A 23,639-nucleotide genomic window follows, 5' to 3' on the forward strand; every position below is an offset into this window, starting at 1 on the left:
TTTATAACAAATAGGCTATCTTAAAATTGAACAGGTTGTAATGATGCATCAAGCTTAAGTAACTCATAATGATTTTCTGTTAAGTACTCTAATAATTCGCGTAAATGGTTAACAGTAGTAGTTTTGTCATGTAATAAGATAACAGGAGCATGATCTTGTTCGCTTAATTTCTCTATTTGCGCAATTGTATCATGTACATACCTTTCATCTCTGTATTTCCAATCTTTACTATCGACATTCCAATCCCACATTATATAGCCATTATTAGTAACTGCAGCTTTATATTCGTCCGTCATATAAGGAGCACTACCATAAGGCGTCCTTATTAATGGTGTGGTTTCTCCAGTAATCTCTTTTAATGTTTCATTCGAAACAGACAGTTCATTAAGTAATGATTGACGAGATGAGTAAAATTGATGTTTATCATGTGTGACAGAATGTAAGCCTACACCATGTCCTTTTCTAACCATTTCTCGAACGAGTTCAGGATACTCTCTCATTTTTGGTTCTACCATAAAGAAAGTAGCTTTAGCATTATATTCTTCTAAAATATCTAATATATCTTTTGAGCTACCGTAAGGTCCATCGTCAATAGTTAAATATGCGACTTTTTTTTCATGCTCTATTTGTTCTTTATTTATTTCATTTCCAACTTCTAAGCCAGTTGCGATAGAGCTATTCGTTGGTTGTGTTTGTTCAGACTCATCAATTTCTTCTTGTTCTACAGTTGTTTCATCAACATTTTCATCTTCCTGCTGATGAATATTTTCGTTTTCGTCTGAAACATCCACAGTGAGATTTTGTTGCTGACTTTCGTCATTGTCTGTATGTTCGGCAATTGTATTATTGTCATTATCAATTATTTCATCCTCTACAATATTTGTTGTAGATTCAGTTTTGTTACTTTGTTCTGCTGCAACTACTTTATTATTTGAAGCAATTGGCTTATCACTGCCAATGTTTAAACTCATAATAATTATTAATAGCACAATTGAACTGCAAATTAATATACCTTCCCTTAATCTTAAAATCTTTCTTTTTTGTCTTTTCTGTCTCAACGTCATCATCCCTTTTAGTCTATGTTGTTAATAAAATTATAAAATTGAATGAGAGATAAATAGTAACAAAATGGTTACAATAAACGACAAATTTATACTGTATATCGATGACAAGACGTTTTGTCGAATACAATAAAATAAAACAAGCAAACTAGTAAATATGAAAAAACAATTATTCTATGTACAACATTTACATATTCGTATTTAATCAATTATTTATGTACGTCAGATATATATAAATGTTAAAAAGAACCCAAGCATGTGTCATTGGGTTCTTGTCTTTATTTGTAACTAACGCGATTTAACATTGGTTTTGTGCCAGAAGTAATGACTCGAATTACAAATAGAGATTGATACAATTTTATTTATTTTAGAAAATAATACGAAATGTATCTAAAAACAGAAAGCTGCTCCAACGATGATTAATAAAATAAATAACACTACGATTAACACAAAATTTGAAAATCCATGATAGCACCCATAACCATAATGAGGACCATACCCTCCATAAGCTGGGCTTACTCCTTTATAACCATCCATACTTTTTTCCACCTCCTATTACGTGTAGTAACAACAATAGTTGTTAATATCTAATAAAGGCTGTACCAACTATAATTAATAAAATAAACAATACAACGATTAACGCAAATCCACTTGCAAATCCTGCTGCAGCCACTACAAAACACCTCCTTCAAATATTCCTTAATACGTTATTCAAATTGGGTTCTTGACGTAAGGGATAAACACCTAATTTAAGGCATTTTTTTGATGAATTTGTACTATTATTGAAAATTTTCTTAAGTTAAACATGGATAAGCGTACAGGCAAACATCATTGACAAACATACGCTAAATGGAAAGGAGGAGACATATATGAGTTTACACTGGTACAATATGTGCCGTAGATACCATGGGCAAGTCGTTCAAATCGATGATCACCATGGAAATCGTCACGTCGGTAGAATTGTGCATCTTACACCAAATAAAGTATATCTTCAGCCTGCTGGCCCTCCGAGTAGAGGGTTTGGATACGGTCCTAGAGGCGGCTTCGGATATGGCTTTTATCGACCATTTGGTGGATTTTTCCCAGGGTTAGCTGTTGGTATCGGCCTTGGAGCTATAACTGGCATTGCTTTGGCTAGTCTATTTTTTTGGTAATCGAAGCCTTTTATCAACATGCTTGTTGTTATGTAACTATGATCAAAACAGAATATCTAATGTTATAGCAACAAAGTTTAAGAAAAGAGCCTAATAAAAAAACACTTCCATAATTTCAAAGTGGAAGTGTTCATTTTATATATAATAATTATTAGACTGCCTCAACGTATATAGCTAACTTGATCAAGGATTATGCCTCATCCCGAAATTACAAATTATTCCTACTATATTTACTTTGAATAGCCTTTAGCTCTAATAAGCGCATCTCTAAATCAGTATAAGTAGGTCGCTATACTTTTTTTGAGAGTAGACACTTACTTGAACGAGTTTGTTAACCTCTAACAATTGTTTTCATTAACATATGCATTTTAGTTAATAGTTTCGATTTTATTGTTTCGTCTAAAGATATTTCTTCCATACTTTCCTCCATCACTCGTATCCACATTTGCGCATTTTCTGGTGTCGTGTTAAATGGGTGTCGTGTCTGAACTTGCTGATGATGATTAGCATTTACCTCTGTATCATCCATTAAAGCAAGAATAAAAGATTGCTGCCTTGACTTTAATAGATTTAGGTCTACACCTCTAGCATTAAACGTATCTTTAAAATATTGCTCTTGTAAAAGGTTTTGATAAAACACCTCCACCAGTTCTTTAATCTTTTCTGTATTTAGATTGAGAGCTTCACGGTTAGCCATTTCTATCACCTCTAAATGATATAGAAAATACGATTTTATTTTATAACTAAGCCTTCACAGTTAATAGTTTTGTATAATTGTACTTATAATACTTAACGTTTGATAAAGCTTCAGTTTCTATAATCCTTTGTTAAATGTAAGTTTCTAGTTGCTACCTAACAGCTGCTTTTTCATTTAGTATTGACACTTTAAATCTTTTGTTCGCTGAAACCGTTAACGTAAGACAAACTATAGAAAGGATTGTAAAAAAAGCGAAACCAACAGAGTAGCTATTAGTCAAGTTCACTATATAGGCAATGATAAGAGGTGGAAAAAATCCCCCTAAGCTACCCGTAGCTGCTACAATACCATTCGCTGTACCTGTTTGTGTTTTTACTAATAACGGTACAAGCTTAAAGACAACGCCATTCCCAATTCCTGAGCAGAAGGAAATGGTCATAATTGCAATAACGAAAATTGCATACTCATTAGTTAACGCTATGACTATACTTACTATCCCTATAACAACAAAGACTAGAATAAGAATCACGTAAGGGTTGAATTTATCTGCAAGCAACCCGCCTATCGGTCGAATTAATGTAGCAATGATAATAAATATTGCCGGAATAAACCCAGATTCCACCTTAGGTATATTAAAATTAGATACAAGCATTGTTGGTAATAACACCGTAAACGTTACAAACGTTCCGAATGTTAGGAAATAAAAAAGAGATAGCATTGAAACTGCTTGATTTTGTTTTAAATATTTGAGCGGGTTTACAAATTTCTCATTTACAGTTTTTTCTTTCTTATCCCCTAATATAAAGTTTGCAATGACCATAAAAGCAATTAAAAATAAATAAAATTGAATAGTTAATCTCCATCCTAATTCATTTGCAATAATTGGGGCAAGGAAAGATGTAAATGCAGTCCCTATATTACCTAATCCAAAAATACCATTTACTAATCCATGCTTTGCTTTATTAAAATATTTAGGTAGTGAAGTAACACCAATTGAAAATGTGGCGCCACTAATACCAAGAATTAAACCGAGAATAAATAAGTGAATAAATGATGTCGAAATACTTACTAAATATACTGGAATAAGCAAGATTATAAAGTTTGCTATAAATAAGTTGCTAGCACCGTGCTTACTTGTAAGAAACCCAATAGGAATTCGCAGTAGTGATCCTGATATAACAGGTGCTGACGTAATTAGAGCAATTTGAGATGTGGATAAAGTTAAATCCTGTGAAATAAATGGCATTAACGACGATAATATTACCCACACCATAAAACTAGCAATTAAACTAATGGTTTGTAATGATAGCTGCACTATTGGTCTACTATTCATTGTGGTTGAAAGCATGCAAAAAACCTTCCTTCTCTTCTAGTAAAAAATTGGTTTCTCTCTTATGAGTGGTTCATCTCTCAAAAGGGTTTAAGCTATTTTTAACGTGTTGCAATCAATATTTATTTCATAATAAGTGGAAGCTGTTTTTTCAACTCATTATGTAAATTCATCTATCAAAACCTCCTAAACCAATTTGTTTTTATCATTTACACTATCATTATAGTGTAAACACAAACTCTAAATAGTGACCTGAATCACACTGTAATCAATCCTGTTAGTTTAATGATGGGCTGAGCACATAGTAGAAGGGTTTTTTTTAGACTTATCGAAGATATGATGTGAGATGGTTATAATGAGGTGAGGAATTTATGGATGGTTATATACAAGTTGCAGTCATTTTCTTATTATTTATCACGCTTATACTTCCGTTTACAACATTCATTCATGAACTTGGTCATGCACTTCCAGCTTTATTAATAAGTAAGGATCCTGTAGAAATAAGATTAGGGAAATCCGATAAAGGTACTGGGATTACTTTTGGTAGACTAACAATTAAAATTCAGCCATTAAGTGGTTGGCTTGGATTTGCTTTTTTTCATATTCCAAAACATAAAAGTATGAGTGTTCACCATGCTTTAGTCTTATTATCAGGTCCATTATTCTCATTTATGTTAAGCTTATTTTGTTATGTGTTATATACATTTCTAGACTTTAATTCGATAAGTAGTTTTCTTATTAAATCCATTATGCATGCATCTCTCGGACAATTCATTTTAACAATCCTCCCAATAAAATATCCATCATTTTTATGGGGATACGGAGGTATGCCCAGTGATGGATACAGAGTATTGAAACTATTAATGAATCGTCGATAATAATGAAAGGCTGATTTTATATTAACTGTTATTTTTCTTATGATCACAAGTGGCAGTTAACACAGCCGTGGCATTTTGTCCTATGAGGTCAAATAAATCACTGCCTAGTATCTTACTTTGAAGAACAACTATAAAACGTTAAGGCAATTTTTAAACTCTCATTTCAAAAAGGGAAATCTATTGAACTGCTGATAAGCATACATCATAGAACTTGTTAGGCTCTTCAAAATTAGGAGAATGAGCAGAGTTTTCAAACCAAACTAGCTCTTTTGTTGGTGCCTCAATCGAATGATAATATTCTTGAACAAGTTCGTGCGGAGTTTGATAATCGTAACGCCCAACGCAGAAATACATAGGAATTTCAAACTTTAATGCAAGATCATACATATCTACTTCCAGTAACTCTTCCCATAGATTATCCAAGGAAAATAGAATGCCATCTTTAATAGTCCTAACCCAATCTAGCATTGTATATTCCCGTAATGTAAACGACTTTAGCGCTAATTTTGGAAATGTGCTTTTATGCACTGTTCCTCCAAATTTTTCTAACCACTTTCGTTGTATACGAAGTTTCATTAAATTTTCAAATGGTGGCTCACCTATGTTTTCTAATTGTGTAATTGCTTTTATGTTATTTGTTTCTTTTGCTTTATCAAGTGTAAATTGGTAAGAAACATTCTCACCTCGCTCCATGTTAACTATCTGACCTACTCCAATGTATGCATGTATAAGTTCGGGATACTTATAAGCTGTTATGATACCTAAAAAACTTCCCCAAGAATGTCCGACTAAGTATACTTTTTCTTGATTGAAACGACTCAAAAGAGTAATAATCAATTCATAAACATCTGTAGTGAATTGCTTAATATTCATTGTTTCCCTACTAATATCAGCTGAATATGATTTACCAGATCCTCTTTGATCCCAATTCACTACAACAAAGCTTTCCTCAAGCTTTTTTTGTAACTTTGGTGCGAATCCTATTTGAGCTGAACCTGGACCCCCATGTAAGAACAGTAATATTGGAGCATTTTTACTTTTCCCTCTCATGAGAACATACTGATTCACCCCACCGATCATCATTTTTTCCAATGAAGCAATACTATCGTCCACCAAATTTCCCTGTTCATCTCTAAATCTTGGTGTTTTACTTTTAATCATATAAACCTCCTTGTTTTTAAGGTGAAGAATCCATCTATTCCAAACTGTTATAAGAAAGTAATATATATTATAAATACTTAATATTAAACAGATATATGATTAAAAGAAAAGTTGATAAATATGTTAGTAATCTACTTTTTAATTTGCACCTTATTTGTTATTAGTATAGGGGGAAGTATATCTAATTGTGTAGGACCATTTCTATCTAGCCAAAGTTCCAACTCAATTTTTTCTCCAACCACCAACTCTTCATACTCGGCCTCAGTAATTCCCCCAACCCAATATACGTCATTGTTCATCATCTGTTCCACTGTTACCTCTTGGCCCGGTTTAGCTATTAAATGATCAGACATTAAAATACGAAAAACACTATCATTTACTTTTTCTTTTGTGATAACATAACCTAACTTAGTTATTTTTATTTGATTATTATTTATGAAGGTAGAACTTAGAAAAACAATTATAATAATAATAAATGATAAGATAACAAAAATAATACTACCTACAGTAACCTTTTGTTTATTCATAATTTTTCTCATCCTTTTCAAGATTGTATTATATATGTACTTGATAAGGTAATACTCTATACTCTCAGTACAATCCACCTAATAAAATTACATCTCTTGCCTCCATATGAACCCACTTGTCACTTCAGTTGTTATTACTGATTACATACATTTTTCATTTAACTAAGCCTATATACATCAGTTATCCAGCCGCTAAAATAGACTCAAATAAAAGATGCGCGCTGCTCGTTTAATTTGACGCATCGGTAATGTGAATCATGCCAGCATCGAGATATTTGCTCATCTAAATGTTTTTTGTTTTTGTTAAGTAAAAACTCTTAAAAGAATGTCTATATTTAATGAGAAATGGCACACACTTAAAAATGCAATTATTCTATGTATAAATGATCCTACAAAGACTGATAGTTTCTTTTAAAACATTTTTAGTTTTTAATAGCTACTTTTATGTAGCAAAGACCAAATTTACACTTAAAAATATTGCTAATATTGATACTTTTCTTTTCATAATTTTCACACTCTCTAATTAATTATTTCTAATTACGAATTATTGCATCAATTGCATCCAAATCTTCATTTGTTAAAAAAAGAGCTCCAAATGGAAGCATTGCTGTGTCACCAATTACACCACTAGTGATCGTTACATCAACCTCATTGGTTTCAGGATCTAACCTAATTGATAACATACCATACTCTTCTACACTTTTATTTTTAATCGTAATTTCAACGCTACCATAATAGATTTCTCTATTATCAAAACTAATTAAATTAAGATCTCCTTCACCATTGAAAGGAAATGTTCCTTCAAGTGTTTTGATGTTACCATTTACTATTGCTCCAACAATACTAAATGAATCAAAAACTTCTGTTTCATCATTTACTATTTCTAAATCTAGTTTTAAATTAGGCTCGTTCACTTTTTTGCCAAACTTTTTTTCGTTTTTTTCTATAATTGGGTTACTATCTTTCTCTAGAAAATCCAAAACTTGATTATTTATATCCAGTTTAAACTCATAAGTCTCTTTGTTGTTAAATCCTACCATAACCGATGCAAATATAACTCCAATTAGGATCAACAATATAATTTTATTCTTGTTCATTTACCTTACCTCCTACAATAAATCATAAGTATTATCACGGGAAAAATTTATAATTTTAAGACAAAAAACAAATGTTAATTTTCAGTTCAAAAATATTAATAAAGTATGACAAGGCTATGTCTATTGAAATTATAACAGCGCTACAGTTGCAGAAAAAAGTTTCAATAACTGGTAATTAACTCCCTAATGTAACCTAAAATTGATTAATTCATCAAAAAAAAGGTTAAGGATATTGTTCCTTAACCTTTATAACGCTAAAATAACCATTCTATTTGATGAAAAGTCTTTCGGGTAACCACTATATATTGTTTTTAAGTTTTACTGTTAATGTGTGAGTTGTCTCATTTGGATAATCATATACATAATAAACTACTTCGTAAAATTTATCATCCCTGTGTTACTATCCTATTCAACTTGTATTTGATACTGCTTTCGATGGTGATTGGTTTTATCGTATTTATATGTTAGTACGAATAGCTGCAATCAAGACGAAAACAGCCTAAGTATACTACTCTTCTTCAGGATAACTACAATTTGTTGAAAAACATTTTAGTGTTATACATAAATAATCTTATCTTGTAACCACAAATCATCTTGTTTCGTATAAAACTATATACATTTCTACGAACTTAGAATGGAGAAGTGCTTGTGGTTTTTTTAAAACAATACAACATAATTTCATTAAAATTGTTCAATGGTGCACTTTGCAGTCAGTAAGTGCACCATCGAGACTACGCAGGCTTTCGTTGAATTAATATTTATAGCAGTCATTCTTCTATTTATTATAAATGACAGGAGTTTTAAATGCCCATTTTCCCCATATAATATCATCTGAAACTAGTTCAGCCATAAAATGACTTACATTTATTCTGCTCGTTTTACCAGCATTAAAAATTGGGCTTCTTATTGGAAATTCACAAACTTCATAAGAACTTTCTTCATCAATGTTGACTAATGTATCCGGCCGTACAGCAATCCAATCAATGTTCCCATCTTCTTTACCAATATTTTTAATCAAATAATTAGCAGCCTTGACATTATCACGATGAGGAGGAAGGAATAAATATAGTAGTGAAAGGATGAGTTTTTCTCCTATAGAATTTCTCTCACTAGATAAAGTATTCGTATAACCTGTTGTACTCATAAGTATGAGTTTTACTTTTGTATCTTTAACTGTCTCACTGATTCTTTTTATTACATCAAATACCAAATAACGAGGTTTACCAAACATCCCTTTAAGTGTAGGGTTGTGACCAAGGCAGGAGATAATGACATTACAATTAAGTAGGAGGTTATTCATCTCAGAATCATTTAAGTCGTTGATATTACCCTTCTTGATTTCCACTAATGGATGTTCTTTTATGTCTTTGGAAAGAGTTGCACTATTTCTGATAAGAATCCGTGTATTGATTTGCCTTTTGATTAATTGTCTAACGACTTGTTTGCCGGTAGCGCCACTTGCCCCAAGAACTAATACTCTCATATTCCATCTCTACTTTCATACTATTTTATATCATGTATTCATGTATGATTGAATCGATCAAACAGTCATACTCTTTAATATATCTTTGAACCATTTCTTGTGTATCGTAATGCTGAAACTATTGTACTTCAAATAATTAACGTTCCACAGACACTTAAGTGTTGTTTGTTAAAATAATGAGGCAATATTGCTAATTGATTTACCAACAGATTTCATATAATAGCTTCATTTTCCCATATCATTTTATTTTATATATAATTTACTTTAAATGGTAAAACAATAACTTAGACATTCGTTATAAAAACTTCAGGAGATGGCAAATCGTTATAGATCGAATGTATATCATACAACTCTTCTATATGATAGACCCCCTTCTGGTTTTGAACAGTGTAAAGATTTTCTGCTACTTTGGCTGCTACTTTGGCAGTAATCAAAGATTCTTTTTGTCCTTGAATCCCACATTCAGCAACTACTTTTTTACCGTTATACACCCCAAAAGCGTCAACTTTCACTGCATACGTATCTTTTCCGAACCTAATGTTACTTAACAACCACACCATCATCTTTCGAATAGATTGATATTTTAATAGCTTAAATACCCCAGCCCTTTTTAACAATGCAAACATACTAGTCATAATACGGGAATCAAAGCACGCCCTAGTAGCAACAGCTGGAACCTTCAATGTGTCTGGTAGCGTATGTTGGTCGGAAAAATTGAAATAAAATCCCTTTCTCTTTCCAATATTTTTTCCGAATGAAGTTTCCTTTCCCCCGCTAAAAGCTTCTATTTGAGTCTTATCACTACCCGAATGAATTTGATACGTGCTATTTAAGTTATTTACCGTCCACTCAATGGCGGCTTTGCCATGATAATCTCCTAGCCCTAGCATGATATAAATATCAATTGCCTCCGTACGATCAAGGGAGCTTTTGGCAAAAGAGGCTAATAAATTCGTCAGTCCAGGCGCTAACCCCACACTTAGAACTGCGCATACATTACTTTTCTCTGCTTCAGCTTGTAGTCTTTTAACACTGGATAGAAACGTGTATTTTGCAGAAATATCAACATAATGGATTTTATGATTAAAGCAAGTACGAACGAAGTCTAAGTTCCTCTGATCTAAGCACATTACTACAACTCTCACTTTGCTTAATAACTCTGAGGGAACAGGCTTTGAAATATCTAATTCAAACGGTATTACCGTACCTTTTGTTGTTTGACAAAACTCCTCCGCTTTCCTTAAATTTCTTCCAGCTGCAATCACTTTTCCAGGTAAGTTCCTCCCAAGAATCTCACAAACTATTTTTCCAACATGTCCATACCCACCAATAACAAGAATATTATCCTTCATTTCATTTCTCACTTCCTTTGATTGTTTGTTCTTCATACAGCAACTACCATTAATATGGCACCTATTGAAATCATAAAGATTGTTATCAAACTACGAATTGTTATAGAATCGGTACGTTTCAAAAAAATCCCACTAATTATTACCGTGATGATGGGCTCTGTAGAGGTAATGACACTTACATAAGATACTTGAATCGATTGTGTTGCAAGAAAAAAGAATAATGGACCTAAACTCGTAAATAGACCAGCAAGTAAATAATAAGGATTTAATTTAATGAAGCTTCCCTTAATATTGCTTGTTAAATTGCCACGGATTAATTGATAAATCAACACAAAAAGTAAGGATGTCATTGCTCCAACCCACGCTCCAAAAAAAGCGTGATCCATAGTTAATAAACCTTGTTTCCGAAGTCCTTGCCCAACACCAAAGGTAAATGCTGAAAGAATTGCTAATCCATATCCAAACGTTTGCTTATTTTTGTAATGCAAGCTCTCTTGTGATTTGATTAATTGCTTATGAGATGTTCCAATTTTCCGTAAACCAAACCCTTCATTCATAATCCCCGCCATTAACAACATCATTCCAACTCCTGGTAATAGAGAAATTGTTTCATTTAGAAAAAGGATAGCGAATAGCGTTGTAAAAATCGGTGTAGTATTTCGGATTGCAGATGCCCTTGAAGGGCCAATATAAGAAATACTAGAAAACAAGGTCAACCTTCCGATCCCTGTCGTGCATAATCCAGCCAACGAAAAAAACAATACAGAAGTCCATGAAAAGGGTATGTTCCAGCCTTTCACAGCAATTGTAATGAGACAAAGAAGCCCTAAAAAAATCACATTTATGAAAATAGTAATAAAGAAACCATTATCTGTATTGTTATTTCTTATTATTCCTTTTTTAATGATCACGTTATTTACTGCAAACATTAACGCTGATAAAACAGCATAAAGCTCACCCATATAAATCCTCCTCCATTCTTCTTATGCAGGATAATGTTATTGAAGATTATATTAGTTTAGATACTAAACCTTATCATTAAAAATAGTTTAGTTACTATACTATAAATAGTAAAAAACTACAATCAACAGAGAGCTGTATGCTGATTGCATTGTTTTGTCAGTATTTTATCCTTTATCTTCTTTTAATAAATCAGTAAATATTTTTATACATCTTTCAAAGATTGCAACTTCGTTTGGGTCTAATTCTTCTCTAATTCTTGCGTAAAATTGCTCGTGAAGCTCCTCATGGGCTTGAAAAGCTACCTTCCCCCTCTCTGTTAATGAAATGAGTACTGCTCGAGAATCTTTATAATGTGGAGAACGAAAAACCAGTTTCTTGCTTTCTAAACGACTGATAACCTGTGTAACGGCTCCTTTCGTTACGTCCAAGCGCCTTGCAAGTTCACTCATTAGAATCTCACCTTCAATTCCAATTGCATCTATCGCATGAATTTCACTCGGCGTCAGATTTATTTCTCCACCAAAAGTTCGAGGATGTCGTTCGAGTCGTTGTAATTGAAAAATTAACCTTCCTATATTATGGCTACTTTGCTTAGCTTGGTCTGTTGTGTTTTTCTTTTTACTATTCATATCACTTAGTATAGTTACTAAACTAAATAAGTGCAAGCGATTTATTCACATTTTTTTACAAAGTCTCTTTTCGTATATTTTGTTGCTATAGATCGTAAAGCTATTGTTTACTGGAGTATTAGTTAAAAAGAAATGTAGTTGTATACGCGTTTTAATTTTTCATACTCCAAACAACAATCAATGCTAAAACCAGTCATGCAAAAAGATAATTAAGTCATGAATTAGTGAAATATATCTACGTATATGGAAAAGCCTAATTGTAAAATCAAATAAAAATTATGAACCTAATATTATATAATTATTTTACACAATGCGTCGCAATATGAAGTTTATTGAATCGTTACAGAAATAAAAAATGGCAATTATGAAGCATTCGTCCATTTTGGTTTTATTATCCGCTAAATACAATTGAGGGAAACCTAGTTAGATAGGTTCCCCTCATCTTTAATTAGCAGCGTTTTTATACATCTCAATGATTGTTAATCACATACACTACGTACTAGAGACATTTGTTCTTGCACCTATTACTTTCAAACCTATTTGCTCTATAATCTCAGGAGGTATGGAAAAAGCAAGTGCTGCTGGATCCATAGCAACAGCCATACCTGCTGCCTCTAAATAATCTTCTTCGATGCCGTAATCTGCAAAATCCGCAGGTAATCCAACTTTCATCTGTAAATCTCTAATTTTCTGTACTACCTCTTTAAGGAGAACTTGTCGATCCTTGCCAGCTGTTTCTATTTGTAAGGCTTGAGCAAATTCAACGATTTTCGGCAAGTATAAGTCAGGTAATGATTCAATAACAATTGGAAGAAATACAGCATTGGCAAGCCCATGCGGAATTCTAAACAATGCACCGTAGGCATGAGCTAAATTATGGACAGGTATCGCGTTTAAAGAATAGCTGAAGGCGGTAATCCCCATCGTACTTGCTTGTAGCATTTCTAATCGAGCTTCTAAATCTTGACCATTTTCAACAACGGTTGGCAAATGTTTTTCTATTAAACGAATGGTGTGCAAGGCATTTGCATCTGTAAAAGGAGTCGCATTCGGCGATGCCAATGCTTCTATGGCATGAGTCAGTGCATCAAATCCTGTAAATGCTGTAATGAAAGCTGGAAGTCCTGTCGTCAAGTCTGGATCAAGAACCGCCATATCAGCATTGATAAATGGATTAATCATCGTCGTTTTTAATCTAAGTTCTTCATTGTATATGACTGCAATAGGTGAAACCTCTGAACCAGTTCCTGCTGTTGTAGGTACAGAAATATGTGGTATTGTCATATGAGTGGCTTCAGGCCAACTTTCAATTAAAAGCCCACCTGGAATTGCAGTTTTAATATCGGTTAACCCCTTAAATAAAGCATATTTCACACCTTTAACCGTATCTAAAACACTCCCCCCACCTACTGCAAGAAGCGCATCAGCATTTACTTCTCTTGCAAAACGTGTTGCCGCGTTGACACATTCACTACCAGCATCTTGAACAATATCTAAATAAACACCAGCTAATTCAGGTCCCGTTCCATAAGAAGTTAATGAAAACAATTCAGCTATTTTGTCGACAATTCCAGCTTCCTTAAGGCCTTTATCACTGAATAAAACAACTCTTTTTGCTTGCATGTTTTGAAATAAATCTGGAATCATTGCTCGTGTACCTGATCCACTATGAATGGCAGTTCTTTGCATATATTGGTTATACGATAATGTCATATACACACCTCATTTCATTAATTATGAAAAACCCCACTTTTTCGAAAGTGAATATGTTACAGTAAAAGGTAAATAAGTTGGGTATCAAGTTGATAAGTGATAGTCAATAAACTAGGATAATAATTAAGTCTCGTGTAGGTTGGAAAATAACAATTGATTCCAACGTCGTTTATGGAGATCAGGAACCATCGAAGTATGGACATGCTTTAACTGTGTATATGCATCTAATGAATATTTTCCCATCTCCCTGCCAATACCACTCTGCTTATACCCACCAAATGGTGCATCATTTCTTAATAAATGCCAATCATTAATCCAAACAACCCCTGCTCGAAGTTGTCGCACTACTTCGTATGCTTTATTTACGTCTTTCGTCCAAACCCCCGCAGCTAGACCGTAAATCGTATCATTCGCCATTTTAATAGCATCATCGAGCTCACCATAACGAATAATTGATAATACAGGACCAAATATTTCTTCTCTCGCAATTTTCATATCATTCGTGACATCAGCAAAAATAGTTGGCTCAATAAAATGGCCATTTTCACAGCCTTCAACTACCGCCTCTTTTCCTCCGCAGACTAACCTAGCTCCTTCTTTTTTTCCTGATTCTATATAAGAAAGGATCGTTTCCTTTTGTTGTGAAGATATAACAGGTCCCATATCAGTTTCAGGATCAAGCGGATTTCCTAACTTTAATGTACCTGCCAATTCTGCCAGTTTTTCAATTACCATTTCATATAGACTATCAGGAACAAATAATCTAGTTCCAGACTCACATAACTGTCCCGAATGTAGGAAAACGCCAAATAAGCTACCAGGTAACGCAATATTTAAGTCAGCATCTTCAAGAAGTATATTAGGAGATTTTCCACCAAGCTCTAGCGTAGTATTCTTAACTGTATGTGAAGCAAGACTCATTATATGACGTCCAACTTCCGTAGAGCCCGTAAATGCAATTTTATCAACCTTTGGATGTGTAGCAAGCGGCTCACCTACTTCATTTCCGGAGCCGGTAACGACGTTTATAACTCCTTTCGGTACAACCTCGGAAATAATTTCAGCCAGTTTAAGAGTTGAAAGTGGTGTATAACTAGCTGGCTTTATGACAATTGTATTTCCCATTGCTAATGCAGGTGCAATTTTCCAAGTAGCAATTAACATAGGCATATTCCAAGGGGTAATCGCTGCACAAACGCCAATCGGTTCTCTCCATACAAAGTTATGTGCAGGACCAGGGAAAGGAGGTACAGGCAACGTTTCGGAGAATGGATATTCTAGAACAAACTTGCCTAAAGTTTGGAATAAATCAGCCATTTGCATAACGTCACTAGAGGATAATCTTCTAACAGTTCCGCCAGAGCTAATCGCTTCTAAGTAAATAAGCTCTTTTGAGTTTGCTATGATTTTATGCGCAATCGCATATAACAATTTGGAACGATCTTTCGGGTTCATATCGCGCCACTCAGCTTGCTCAAATGCTGCGCTGGCTGCATTAACTGCTTTTTCCACATCATACTTATTGCCTTTTGCAACTTTTGCAACCACATCTCCTGTTGCAGGATTGTGTACATCAAATGTTTCTCCGCTAACAGCTGGTACCCACTCCCCATTAATAAACAATGGGAAAGTACTTACATCAACTTTTATAGACATATTTGTCCCTCCTTTTAATTTTTAGGCTCTTGTCATAAACATTATTGCTAATGAGACTAATATAGGACTGCAACAATAAAATTTATGGACCTCTTTGTAAAGATACCAAGCCCGCGTCGTTAATCAGTATTTCTTTCATTGAACGAAAAGCAACAATCAATGCGAAAACAGCCATTTTTTTAACAAAGATCTATTTTGAATAACATATTTAAAAAACTACGTAGTGAAGTTAGGAATTTGCCAATGATATATAAAAAGTATCACAATCGGATATCACATAAGAGTTTATGTGGAGTCATTAACTATCTCAACACAGCCTGAAATAATGAGAGAAAAATGTATTCCTATATCACACCGACATCCGCTTCATTCGTTTTATATATTTCCTCGATTTTTTTCCCTCTTGCTCTTGAGAGAATTTCCATTCTAATACTAAGTTGTTTCATCGTATATTGCATTGTTTCTTCAGTCGGATTTCCAAATGAGCTCATTTCTCTTCCTGCTATTCCTTCTTGATTCAACTGTAATGCTAGTGGTGCTAACTCTTCCATTTTGTTACTTACTAAATCAAAGATATGTGGATGCTCTGAAATTAAGCGCTGAAGTAAATATGTCCCGTACCCTATATGTCTGGACTCATCCCTCTTCAACAGTCCAATTCCTTTCATTAAGCCTGGCATAATACCCGCTTTGTCAAGAGAAATGTAAAAGGAATAGTACCCTGTCTCTGCCAAGACTCCTTCTACAAACATGTTATATACTGTAGCAGCTTCTGCAATGGCTTCAGGAGATTGATCGTAAACAATTTTTTCCATTGCATTTGGAAGAATCTCAAAAAAGATCTTCTTATAAATAGGTGTATGGAAATGAGATAAATCACCCTTTTCTCCAATTATATTAAGTACGTTACGGAAAAACTCTGTGTGTTTAGCTTCCTCAAATAGAAAGGTAGTTAAAAACATTTCCTCCTCAATACGTCCTTCTTTTGCGATTGCCATGATCAGAGGTAGTAAATCTAAAGTAACTGCCTCTTCCCCTCCTTGAAATTGGGCAATAACACGTAGAATATCTTCTTGCTGAACTTCATTAAGTGATTTCCAGTCTTCTCGATCTTTTGAAAAATCAATATCTTGAGGATTCCAAATCCCAAACCGTTTAGCCTTTTGATATAATCGGTATGGCAATAGATCTTCAACAATTCCCCTTTCACTAGTAGTAATCACGTGTTTTCTAACCATTTTACTCCTCCTTTGACATATAAATTGATGAATTGCTCAAAAAATTGTACAATTAAGTTTGATAGATATCTAAATCTTCTGTTAAATCAATCTAGTAAACGCTTACATTTATCATAAGGGATTTAATTAATCGTTTCGATTCCTGAAAATATAGGGGTGAATAATGTAAATGTTTGATGGAGAGGTAATTGATTTTATTCATCGTTTAGTAGACACGAAAAACATTAATAAGAGGATTGAATTAATGCTCAGAGGTAGTTTGACTTATTTTCCTTTTGAAAGAGCATCGATATTTTCATATTCTCAACTGAGTTTTATTGGTGAAGGTGTAATGCGAGTAGATGCTGATGGTGTTTATCCTATAACTTATATTCGAGAAGATGTTAGAACGATACCTCCTATTCAAGCCGCAATTACAAGAAATAAAGCGCATTACTTATTTCTTGATCAACTTCGTAAATTCATACCTAACAGGTATATTGATCAATTTGAGCTTTCATCCTTACTAGTTATTCCATTAAGCTACTTACGAAATGTTTTTGGCTGTGTTCTTATCGACAGATATGTTGGTACAAAGCCAATAGACAATGCACTCATAACGAATGTTATGGAATATTACCAATTAGCAGTGCATTCTGTTAAGAGATCCGAATCGCTAACAGACATATTAAGCAGAAGAGAGGTTCAAACACTGCAATTTCTATCAAATGGGTATAGTACTAAGGAAATAGCAATTTTATTAAAAATAAGTGAATTTACAACGAGAGATTATATTAGCTCTGCAATAAAAAAACTTAACGTAAATCATCGTACAGAAGCTGTTGCTGTTGCATTACGCGAAAAAATTATTCATTAGCACTTTGAAGCTATTTAAATAGTTATAAAGTCATCAGAATCAAAAAATATTATAGTAAAAAGCAACCTATTAGTACTCCATAACATCATATCTGCTACTGCTAGCTAGTTTTGAGAATCATTAAATCACTTTCTATCATGTAACTATATAAAAATAGTAACAAAGGTGACAAAATAACTTATTGATATTTCGATACTCCTATCCATAAAACTAACTAAATAGGAGTATCTTTATATGATTGTTTGAATCCACTAACTTAAGTAGTTTCGTCCCCCTATTAATAGAGTTCTGTTATCCTAGCATTGGCGCGCTATTTCTTATTTATTCAAGATACTATCGAGAATAATATTATTATCATATAACACTTTAGCAACATCCTTCCCTACATAACGGATATGCCAAGGCTCGTATTGATAGCCCGTGATATCTACTTTGTCTTTTGGATATCTAACAATAAAGCCAAACAAATGAGCGTTATTTTCAACCCATTGCCCTTCGATTGTATCAGCAAAATCAGTTGTTAATAAAAAGTTTACACTTTGACTACTTATATCCATTGTTAACCCTGTTTGATGTTCGCTATGACCTGGAACAGCAACAGCCTGTGATGCTTTCTCTTTTCCATACTTAGCCACCTCAGCGGTGAATAGTTCATTTTGTCTTTCAAATGAACGATAGCCAGAAACAGCATATAAAGTAATATTTTCTTGAGATGCCTGCTTAAACATTTCTTCTAAGGCAAGAGCAGCTTCCGATCGTAAGTAGCTTTTTTCTAGTACTTGGTCTCCAAATGAGAATGCTACATTCGGTACTACCAAGTCATCAGGAATATAATCGCTAGGTAAGCTTTGTTCCTTATTGACGATGGATAATATATTTTCTGGATTCATAATCACTTTAAGTCCATTTTGCTCTTCTATGACATTATTAAATTGTTCTAAGGAAACCAGGTCCTCGTTATTATTGGACGATTGTTTGTCTTGGTCTTCGCCTTGTTGGGCTTCATCTACTGTCGTTTCAACTTCTTCTTCAACTGCTAAATTTTCTTGCTGACTTTCGTTGCCTTGGTCAGAAACGTTTTCTTCTACGGTCTCCGTTCCTTCAGTTGCTATTACTTCTTCATCTTGCAAATTTACACTTCCATTTGAACAACCTGAAATTAACAGTATTCCAATGAATGTTGAAGTAATAAATAATCTTGTTAGTGTGAAAAATTTCATGTTGGTTGTCCCCTTTTTCATATTAACTTATATAATAAGACCTCTGATTTTATATTTTACCAAAATATAATCAATTATAGGAAAGTTTTTTCCGATCTATTTAACAACCTTTTAGCAAAACCATTCACTTTTAGTACCTTACATAACAATTTACTTTACTCTATATTAGCTTAAAATGATTTGGTTATAATCTAGTCAATATATAAACAAGCCCTTGCTTTGCAAGGACTTGTAAAAGCCAAATAGTGTTTTCAGGGCTCTAGCCTAACACCCATGAATTGAATGGAGAAATCCATTTTCCATATATTCAAAACATGAAAGTTTATTGATCACAAGGTATATTAAACTTCAATATACTTACTTAATTGCTGCATCAAGTGCAACTTCAATCATATCATTAAAAGTAGTTTGGCGTTCTTCAGAAGTTGTTTCTTCTCCTGTTAGTATATGATCACTTACCGTTAACACTGATAGTGCTTTGCGACCGAATTTAGCAGCTAATGTATATAGAGCAGTTGTTTCCATTTCGATTGCTAAAATTCCATACTGAGCCCACTTTTCAAATTCGGCATTATCGTTATAGAATTGATCAGCTGTAAAGACATTACCTGCTTTTAAATTCAAGCCTTTTTCAACACCTATATCGTACGCATTCTTCAATAGTTCAAAGTCTGCAGTTGGTGCATAATCAATCCCACCAAATCTAATTTTATTCATACTTGAGTCTGTAGATGAAGTCATCGCTAAAATAACATCGCGAACTTTAACATCTTTTTGGATCGCTCCACAAGTTCCTACACGTATTAATGTTTGAACATTGTAGCTTTGCATTAACTCGTTTATATATATAGCAATCGAAGGTACCCCCATACCTGTACCTTGAACTGATATTTTTTCTCCCTTATATGTCCCTGTAAAACCAAGCATACCTCGTACTTCGTTATAACAAATAGTGTCATCTAAAAATGTTTCTGCTATATACTTAGCACGTAATGGATCTCCTGGTAGTAATATTTTGTCAGCGATTTCATTTTCTTTTGCTCCAATATGTACGCTCATCGTAATTCCTCCTAATGTTGTTTACTAGTTCAAGTACAATATAACATAGTTACATGTAGAAAAAAAAGAACATTTTGCGAAAATTTGTTTGGATGTCTGACGTCGGATGTCTAATCGGAGTTATGACATTCATGTTTCAAATTTGTTCAGCAAAAATGCTTAGCATTCTGAACGAGTGTATATCCTCATTAAATAAAGGGATTAACATTACTTTCTGTGATTTAAATTGTTCCTTAATTTGATCTAAATAAACTCTTTCTTGTTGTTTTCGTTGTTGAAAAAAAGTGTCAGACATATCGTCAGGTAACACTTTATTAACAACAATAGTCTCAACTTGAAAGTCATTATCTTGAAGTAACATTACAGCTTTTTTAGTTTCAATAATTGGAAGTCGTTCTGCATTTAACACGAACAAGTATCCTGTAACTTTACTATTTAATAACATATCTCTAACTTCTTTAAATCTATTTTTTCTCATTTTTAAAATTTTATAAATTGGATCTTCAATTTCCTCACCGTCATTAAGTAATTGAGAATAATTTCTGTTTATTTTCTTTCGACGACTTACCATTCCGTTCATCCATACAGTCATTAATTCTGGTAGCGATAATAGCCTAAGTGTGTGTCCTGTAGGAGCTGTATCAATAATTAAATGATCGAACTTGTCTTTTTTTTCGATGATAATTGAAACCAATTTGTCAAATAATGCTGCTTCATCCGCTCCTGGGGAGCATTTAGCTAAATCAATTTGACGATTCACCTCCTCAAGCATGTGGGGTTTAACCGTTTCCCTTATATTGTCCTTAACTGTCTGAATGTATCGATCAGCTTCTTGCTGTGGATCTATTTCAAGCGCAAATAAGTTTGAATACACTTCTCTTTGTGTATGTCCTACTTGTTGATGAAAAATATCACCAATATTATGTGCTGGATCTGTGGAAATGATTAATGTTCTTTTGTTATTTTTTGCAAGTTTCAGCGCAATGGCGGCAGCTGTTGTTGATTTCCCTACCCCACCTTTGCCTCCTACAAATAGAATTTTTTTAATATCCATTAGTAACCTCCGTTTATGGTTTTAATCATTTAACAGCATCGAATGCCATCTAGTGGTGAGTGCTCCATACCCATGCGCAAGTGCCATTCGTGGAAATTTTCAATCATATAAGGGTATAATTCTAGCGTATAATAAAAAATTGGATTAGGAACACCCAGTAACTCTGAACTACAAAGTAATACAAATAAATCATCTTCGTCTCTGAGCTCCCTTGCAATTTCTATGCGGTGAGGTAATTTAAGCATTTCATCATAATTCCTAATGAGTATTTTCAACATATTCCATGCCTTGTCCATTATTTCACCATCCTTATACAAAATGAACCTAAGGTTTTTAGAATCAATCTTCTTATATATAAAAAAGGTGACTTGCCTTTAAAGGTAGCCACCTATGCCAGTTTTTCATTATCAGGCTGTTTTAGATTACTTTATTGTTATTTTTAAATACTACCAAATCAGCTTTTTCAAAGAATGAAATAGGCGTTACAACTATTACGTATAAGCGTGTATATAACTTTATCACCACCACCAATTAAGAAGAGAACAGCAGACTTTGGTAGTTACATCGGAGTATTAATATTATTAGTGTTGTCCTTTTTCGTTAATGAAGAGAAGGCAATCAACAATATCCAAAAAGCGAATACTAATATAACTCCACCTAGTATGAATAGAAGTAAATTTGCATCTGATTCACCATATCCTGACCACTGAAAAACAACTTGTTGTAGCATCGCCCAAAGCGTCATAATAATAATGAACAACATAGGAGCTAGTGTAACAATATAATTTCTCCCTTGTTTTTTGAGCCAAATTGAAATAAGTAACAAGCTTATACCTGCCAATAATTGATTCGACGTACCAAACAATGGCCAAAGCAAGTACCCACCTGACCCAAAACCATTGGGACCTTTTGGTAACAATATTAGAGCTGCACTTGTAATTACAGCAACCGATGTTGCAACATGCGTCTTTGTTAATGGATTTATCTTGTACTCATATCCCAATTCTGAAATAATATATCTCATTAATCGTACTGAAGTATCTAACGAAGTTGCCGCAAAGCTTACGACGATAATCGTTACTATCGTTTTTGCAATTTCCTCTGGAATAAATAACCCAGTTGCTAGCTGAGCTGCCCCGCCAATAAACGCACTTAAACCTCCGCTACTAGCATTATCAAAACTACTATAAGCAGTTAAAAATTCTCCAGGTGTAGCGAAAAATGTCACGACTGCAATGATAGCAATCAAAGCTAGCGACCCTTCACCTATTGCCCCTAAATAACCAACAAAACGAGCATCTGTTTCTTTATCTAGCTGTTTAGAGGTTGTCCCTGACGAAACCAATCCGTGAAACCCTGAGATAGCACCACATGCAATTGTGATGAATAACAATGGAAACCAAGATTTGTCTGTAGCAGCTGTATTTGTCATAGGCGCCGTTATTTCAGGCCTTAATAATAATAGTCCACCATATAAAATAAATAACCCGACGATAAGTTGATGAGAGTTAATATAGTCTCTTGGCTGTAATAACTTCCAAACTGGTAAGATAGAAGCGATATACAAATACACCATTAAAATGATGATCCAAACAAAAAATGCCATTGAAACACCATCAAGTCCAAATAAAACAGTGTTATTTGCACCACCGAAATATCTCACTAAATCTATTTGAAGAATTTGATACTTACTAGTTAAAACTGCAGTTGCGTACATTATCAAAAGCGCAATAATTGAAGGTACAAGCATCCCTTTTTTCTTTCTATAAACTGCATACCCTATCCAAATGGCGAGAGGTATTTCAATAAATACAGGGATAACACTGGCTGGAAATGTAATAAATAAATTTGAAATAACCCAAGCAAAAACTGCATTTACCATAAGCACTAAAATTAAGATAATAAATAGAAATAAGATCTTAGCTTGCTTCCCGATTAGTTTATTCGTTAAAGTACCGACAGATTGTCCTTTGTGACGAACAGATAAAACGAGTGTACCAAAATCATGTACCCCTGCAGCAAAGACAGTTCCCAATACAACCCATAGCAATGCAGGTAACCATCCCCAATAAACAGCTATAGCTGGCCCAACAATTGGTGCAGCACCTGCTACCGAAGTAAAATGATGCCCCCATAAGATGGATTTTTTCGTTGGCACAAAATCAACACCGTCTTCATACTTATGTGCCGGAGTTACATAACTAGAGTCAAGACGATAAATTTTCTCCGCTATAAACTTCGAATAATATCGATACCCGAGTGCAAAGACTACCATTCCGAATATCGCTAACCAAATACTATTCAACTTCATTCCCCCCAACCAAAGAAAATTTGTACAATAGTGATAAAACAACTACATTCTTGTCCATTTTGAACCTTGTTAATAGTAATACTATTCAAGTGACCAATTCGATATTATATTTTTCTAAAAGAAAAGGCTCTTTTCATAAACTTTGTTTTTGTTTTGACTAAGGTTGGACTGATATATAGAGATTTATGAGTAGGATATAT

General features: G+C 33.7%; 23 protein-coding genes. 3 read left to right on the forward strand and 20 right to left on the reverse strand.

Annotation, left to right across the window (positions count from 1 at the left end; translation table 11 throughout):
- Nucleotides 1-20: 20 nt before the first annotated feature.
- From SLH48_RS04805 to SLH48_RS04815, 3 genes are all read right to left on the reverse strand, one after another.
- Nucleotides 21-1,058 (reverse strand): polysaccharide deacetylase family protein, encoded by a 1,038-nt coding sequence (locus tag SLH48_RS04805; protein ID WP_320257217.1) that lies wholly within the window; start codon nucleotides 1,056-1,058, stop codon nucleotides 21-23.
- A gap of 393 nt (nucleotides 1,059-1,451) precedes the next feature.
- The gene (locus SLH48_RS04810) at nucleotides 1,452-1,598 is read right to left on the reverse strand and encodes a YjcZ family sporulation protein (RefSeq protein ID WP_320210503.1); all 147 of its coding nucleotides are present in this window, start codon (nucleotides 1,596-1,598) and stop codon (nucleotides 1,452-1,454) included.
- Between the two features lie 43 nt (nucleotides 1,599-1,641).
- The gene (locus SLH48_RS04815; RefSeq protein WP_214481874.1) at nucleotides 1,642-1,734 is read right to left on the reverse strand and encodes a YjcZ family sporulation protein; all 93 of its coding nucleotides are present in this window, start codon (nucleotides 1,732-1,734) and stop codon (nucleotides 1,642-1,644) included.
- Nucleotides 1,735-1,930: 196 nt separating this feature from the next.
- On the opposite strand from SLH48_RS04815, the gene SLH48_RS04820 reads away from it, so the two are divergent.
- Nucleotides 1,931-2,215 (forward strand): hypothetical protein, encoded by a 285-nt coding sequence (locus SLH48_RS04820; RefSeq protein WP_320257218.1) that lies wholly within the window; start codon nucleotides 1,931-1,933, stop codon nucleotides 2,213-2,215.
- Nucleotides 2,216-2,546: 331 nt separating this feature from the next.
- On the opposite strand, the gene SLH48_RS04825 is transcribed toward SLH48_RS04820, so the two are convergent.
- Together SLH48_RS04825 and SLH48_RS04830 are read right to left on the reverse strand one after the other, a co-directional pair.
- On the reverse strand, nucleotides 2,547-2,912 hold the full coding sequence (locus tag SLH48_RS04825) for a hypothetical protein (RefSeq protein WP_320257219.1): 366 nt from the start codon (nucleotides 2,910-2,912) through the stop codon (nucleotides 2,547-2,549).
- Nucleotides 2,913-3,063: 151 nt separating this feature from the next.
- Nucleotides 3,064-4,260 (reverse strand): nitrate/nitrite transporter, encoded by a 1,197-nt coding sequence (locus SLH48_RS04830; protein WP_410629323.1) that lies wholly within the window; start codon nucleotides 4,258-4,260, stop codon nucleotides 3,064-3,066.
- A 353-nt stretch (nucleotides 4,261-4,613) separates the two neighbouring features.
- On the opposite strand from SLH48_RS04830, the gene SLH48_RS04835 reads away from it, so the two are divergent.
- Nucleotides 4,614-5,120 carry a hypothetical protein gene (locus tag SLH48_RS04835; protein WP_320257220.1) on the forward strand — a complete coding sequence of 169 codons (507 nt, stop codon included), beginning with the start codon at nucleotides 4,614-4,616 and terminating at the stop codon, nucleotides 5,118-5,120.
- A gap of 177 nt (nucleotides 5,121-5,297) precedes the next feature.
- Here SLH48_RS04835 and SLH48_RS04840 read toward each other — a convergent pair whose 3' ends face one another.
- The 10 genes from SLH48_RS04840 to SLH48_RS04885 form a co-directional block, all read right to left on the reverse strand.
- Nucleotides 5,298-6,281 (reverse strand): alpha/beta hydrolase, encoded by a 984-nt coding sequence (locus SLH48_RS04840; protein ID WP_320257221.1) that lies wholly within the window; start codon nucleotides 6,279-6,281, stop codon nucleotides 5,298-5,300.
- Nucleotides 6,282-6,412: 131 nt separating this feature from the next.
- Nucleotides 6,413-6,808 (reverse strand): hypothetical protein, encoded by a 396-nt coding sequence (locus SLH48_RS04845; RefSeq protein WP_320257222.1) that lies wholly within the window; start codon nucleotides 6,806-6,808, stop codon nucleotides 6,413-6,415.
- 533 nt (nucleotides 6,809-7,341) lie between these two features.
- Nucleotides 7,342-7,905, reverse strand: a complete 564-nt coding sequence (locus tag SLH48_RS04850; protein ID WP_320257223.1) for a hypothetical protein — start codon at nucleotides 7,903-7,905, stop codon at nucleotides 7,342-7,344.
- Between the two features lie 775 nt (nucleotides 7,906-8,680).
- On the reverse strand, nucleotides 8,681-9,388 hold the full coding sequence (locus SLH48_RS04855; protein ID WP_320257224.1) for an NAD(P)-binding oxidoreductase: 708 nt from the start codon (nucleotides 9,386-9,388) through the stop codon (nucleotides 8,681-8,683).
- Nucleotides 9,389-9,672: 284 nt separating this feature from the next.
- On the reverse strand, nucleotides 9,673-10,776 hold the full coding sequence (locus SLH48_RS04860; protein WP_320257225.1) for a saccharopine dehydrogenase NADP-binding domain-containing protein: 1,104 nt from the start codon (nucleotides 10,774-10,776) through the stop codon (nucleotides 9,673-9,675).
- On the reverse strand, nucleotides 10,773-11,702 hold the full coding sequence (locus SLH48_RS04865; RefSeq protein ID WP_320257226.1) for a DMT family transporter: 930 nt from the start codon (nucleotides 11,700-11,702) through the stop codon (nucleotides 10,773-10,775). The genes SLH48_RS04860 and SLH48_RS04865 overlap by 4 nt, the downstream gene beginning before the upstream one ends.
- Before the next feature lie 165 nt (nucleotides 11,703-11,867).
- Nucleotides 11,868-12,332, reverse strand: coding sequence for a MarR family transcriptional regulator (locus SLH48_RS04870; RefSeq protein WP_320257227.1), 465 nt, complete (start codon nucleotides 12,330-12,332; stop codon nucleotides 11,868-11,870).
- 492 nt (nucleotides 12,333-12,824) lie between these two features.
- Entirely contained in the window at nucleotides 12,825-14,045 is a 1,221-nt protein-coding gene (locus SLH48_RS04875) for an iron-containing alcohol dehydrogenase (protein WP_320257228.1), read from the reverse strand.
- Between the two features lie 123 nt (nucleotides 14,046-14,168).
- Nucleotides 14,169-15,701, reverse strand: coding sequence for an aldehyde dehydrogenase family protein (locus SLH48_RS04880; RefSeq protein ID WP_320257229.1), 1,533 nt, complete (start codon nucleotides 15,699-15,701; stop codon nucleotides 14,169-14,171).
- 344 nt (nucleotides 15,702-16,045) lie between these two features.
- On the reverse strand, nucleotides 16,046-16,939 hold the full coding sequence (locus tag SLH48_RS04885) for a R2-like ligand-binding oxidase (RefSeq protein ID WP_214481889.1): 894 nt from the start codon (nucleotides 16,937-16,939) through the stop codon (nucleotides 16,046-16,048).
- 169 nt (nucleotides 16,940-17,108) lie between these two features.
- Between SLH48_RS04885 and SLH48_RS04890 the strand changes: the two genes are divergently transcribed.
- Nucleotides 17,109-17,795: a response regulator transcription factor gene (locus tag SLH48_RS04890; RefSeq protein WP_214481890.1), complete on the forward strand. Its 687-nt coding sequence runs from the start codon at nucleotides 17,109-17,111 to the stop codon at nucleotides 17,793-17,795.
- 317 nt (nucleotides 17,796-18,112) lie between these two features.
- Here the strand turns inward: SLH48_RS04890 and SLH48_RS04895 are convergent, their stop codons facing one another.
- The 5 genes from SLH48_RS04895 to SLH48_RS04915 form a co-directional block, all read right to left on the reverse strand.
- Entirely contained in the window at nucleotides 18,113-19,015 is a 903-nt protein-coding gene (locus tag SLH48_RS04895) for a M15 family metallopeptidase (protein ID WP_320257230.1), read from the reverse strand.
- A 357-nt stretch (nucleotides 19,016-19,372) separates the two neighbouring features.
- Entirely contained in the window at nucleotides 19,373-20,074 is a 702-nt protein-coding gene (gene deoD / locus SLH48_RS04900) for a purine-nucleoside phosphorylase (RefSeq protein ID WP_214481892.1), read from the reverse strand.
- A 136-nt stretch (nucleotides 20,075-20,210) separates the two neighbouring features.
- Nucleotides 20,211-21,128, reverse strand: coding sequence for an ArsA family ATPase (locus SLH48_RS04905; protein WP_320257231.1), 918 nt, complete (start codon nucleotides 21,126-21,128; stop codon nucleotides 20,211-20,213).
- Between the two features lie 29 nt (nucleotides 21,129-21,157).
- Complete coding sequence (locus SLH48_RS04910) at nucleotides 21,158-21,424, reverse strand: cory-CC-star protein (RefSeq protein ID WP_214481894.1); 267 nt, start codon at nucleotides 21,422-21,424, stop codon at nucleotides 21,158-21,160.
- Nucleotides 21,425-21,687: 263 nt separating this feature from the next.
- Nucleotides 21,688-23,433: a carbon starvation protein A gene (locus tag SLH48_RS04915; RefSeq protein WP_320257232.1), complete on the reverse strand. Its 1,746-nt coding sequence runs from the start codon at nucleotides 23,431-23,433 to the stop codon at nucleotides 21,688-21,690.
- Nucleotides 23,434-23,639: the final 206 nt, after the last annotated feature.

The organism is Cytobacillus sp. IB215316 (assembly GCF_033963865.1).
Lineage (GTDB): Bacteria > Bacillota > Bacilli > Bacillales > SM2101 > Nanhaiella > Nanhaiella sioensis.

What these genes read in the sequence shown, in the direction of transcription:
- SLH48_RS04810 (WP_320210503.1), bottom strand. Translation starts at nt 1,598, where the DNA reads ATGGATGGTTATAAAGGAGTAAGCCCAGCTTATGGAGGGTATGGTCCT.
- SLH48_RS04820 (WP_320257218.1), top strand. Translation starts at nt 1,931, where the DNA reads ATGAGTTTACACTGGTACAATATGTGCCGTAGATACCATGGGCAAGTC.
- SLH48_RS04825 (WP_320257219.1), bottom strand. Translation starts at nt 2,912, where the DNA reads ATGGCTAACCGTGAAGCTCTCAATCTAAATACAGAAAAGATTAAAGAA.
- SLH48_RS04830 (WP_410629323.1), bottom strand. Translation starts at nt 4,260, where the DNA reads ATGCTTTCAACCACAATGAATAGTAGACCAATAGTGCAGCTATCATTA.
- SLH48_RS04835 (WP_320257220.1), top strand. Translation starts at nt 4,614, where the DNA reads ATGGATGGTTATATACAAGTTGCAGTCATTTTCTTATTATTTATCACG.
- SLH48_RS04840 (WP_320257221.1), bottom strand. Translation starts at nt 6,281, where the DNA reads ATGATTAAAAGTAAAACACCAAGATTTAGAGATGAACAGGGAAATTTG.
- SLH48_RS04845 (WP_320257222.1), bottom strand. Translation starts at nt 6,808, where the DNA reads ATGAATAAACAAAAGGTTACTGTAGGTAGTATTATTTTTGTTATCTTA.
- SLH48_RS04850 (WP_320257223.1), bottom strand. Translation starts at nt 7,905, where the DNA reads ATGAACAAGAATAAAATTATATTGTTGATCCTAATTGGAGTTATATTT.
- SLH48_RS04855 (WP_320257224.1), bottom strand. Translation starts at nt 9,388, where the DNA reads ATGAGAGTATTAGTTCTTGGGGCAAGTGGCGCTACCGGCAAACAAGTC.
- SLH48_RS04860 (WP_320257225.1), bottom strand. Translation starts at nt 10,776, where the DNA reads ATGAAGAACAAACAATCAAAGGAAGTGAGAAATGAAATGAAGGATAAT.
- SLH48_RS04865 (WP_320257226.1), bottom strand. Translation starts at nt 11,702, where the DNA reads ATGGGTGAGCTTTATGCTGTTTTATCAGCGTTAATGTTTGCAGTAAAT.
- SLH48_RS04870 (WP_320257227.1), bottom strand. Translation starts at nt 12,332, where the DNA reads ATGAATAGTAAAAAGAAAAACACAACAGACCAAGCTAAGCAAAGTAGC.
- SLH48_RS04875 (WP_320257228.1), bottom strand. Translation starts at nt 14,045, where the DNA reads ATGACATTATCGTATAACCAATATATGCAAAGAACTGCCATTCATAGT.
- SLH48_RS04880 (WP_320257229.1), bottom strand. Translation starts at nt 15,701, where the DNA reads ATGTCTATAAAAGTTGATGTAAGTACTTTCCCATTGTTTATTAATGGG.
- SLH48_RS04885 (WP_214481889.1), bottom strand. Translation starts at nt 16,939, where the DNA reads ATGGTTAGAAAACACGTGATTACTACTAGTGAAAGGGGAATTGTTGAA.
- SLH48_RS04890 (WP_214481890.1), top strand. Translation starts at nt 17,109, where the DNA reads ATGTTTGATGGAGAGGTAATTGATTTTATTCATCGTTTAGTAGACACG.
- SLH48_RS04895 (WP_320257230.1), bottom strand. Translation starts at nt 19,015, where the DNA reads ATGAAATTTTTCACACTAACAAGATTATTTATTACTTCAACATTCATT.
- deoD (WP_214481892.1), bottom strand. Translation starts at nt 20,074, where the DNA reads ATGAGCGTACATATTGGAGCAAAAGAAAATGAAATCGCTGACAAAATA.
- SLH48_RS04905 (WP_320257231.1), bottom strand. Translation starts at nt 21,128, where the DNA reads ATGGATATTAAAAAAATTCTATTTGTAGGAGGCAAAGGTGGGGTAGGG.
- SLH48_RS04910 (WP_214481894.1), bottom strand. Translation starts at nt 21,424, where the DNA reads ATGGACAAGGCATGGAATATGTTGAAAATACTCATTAGGAATTATGAT.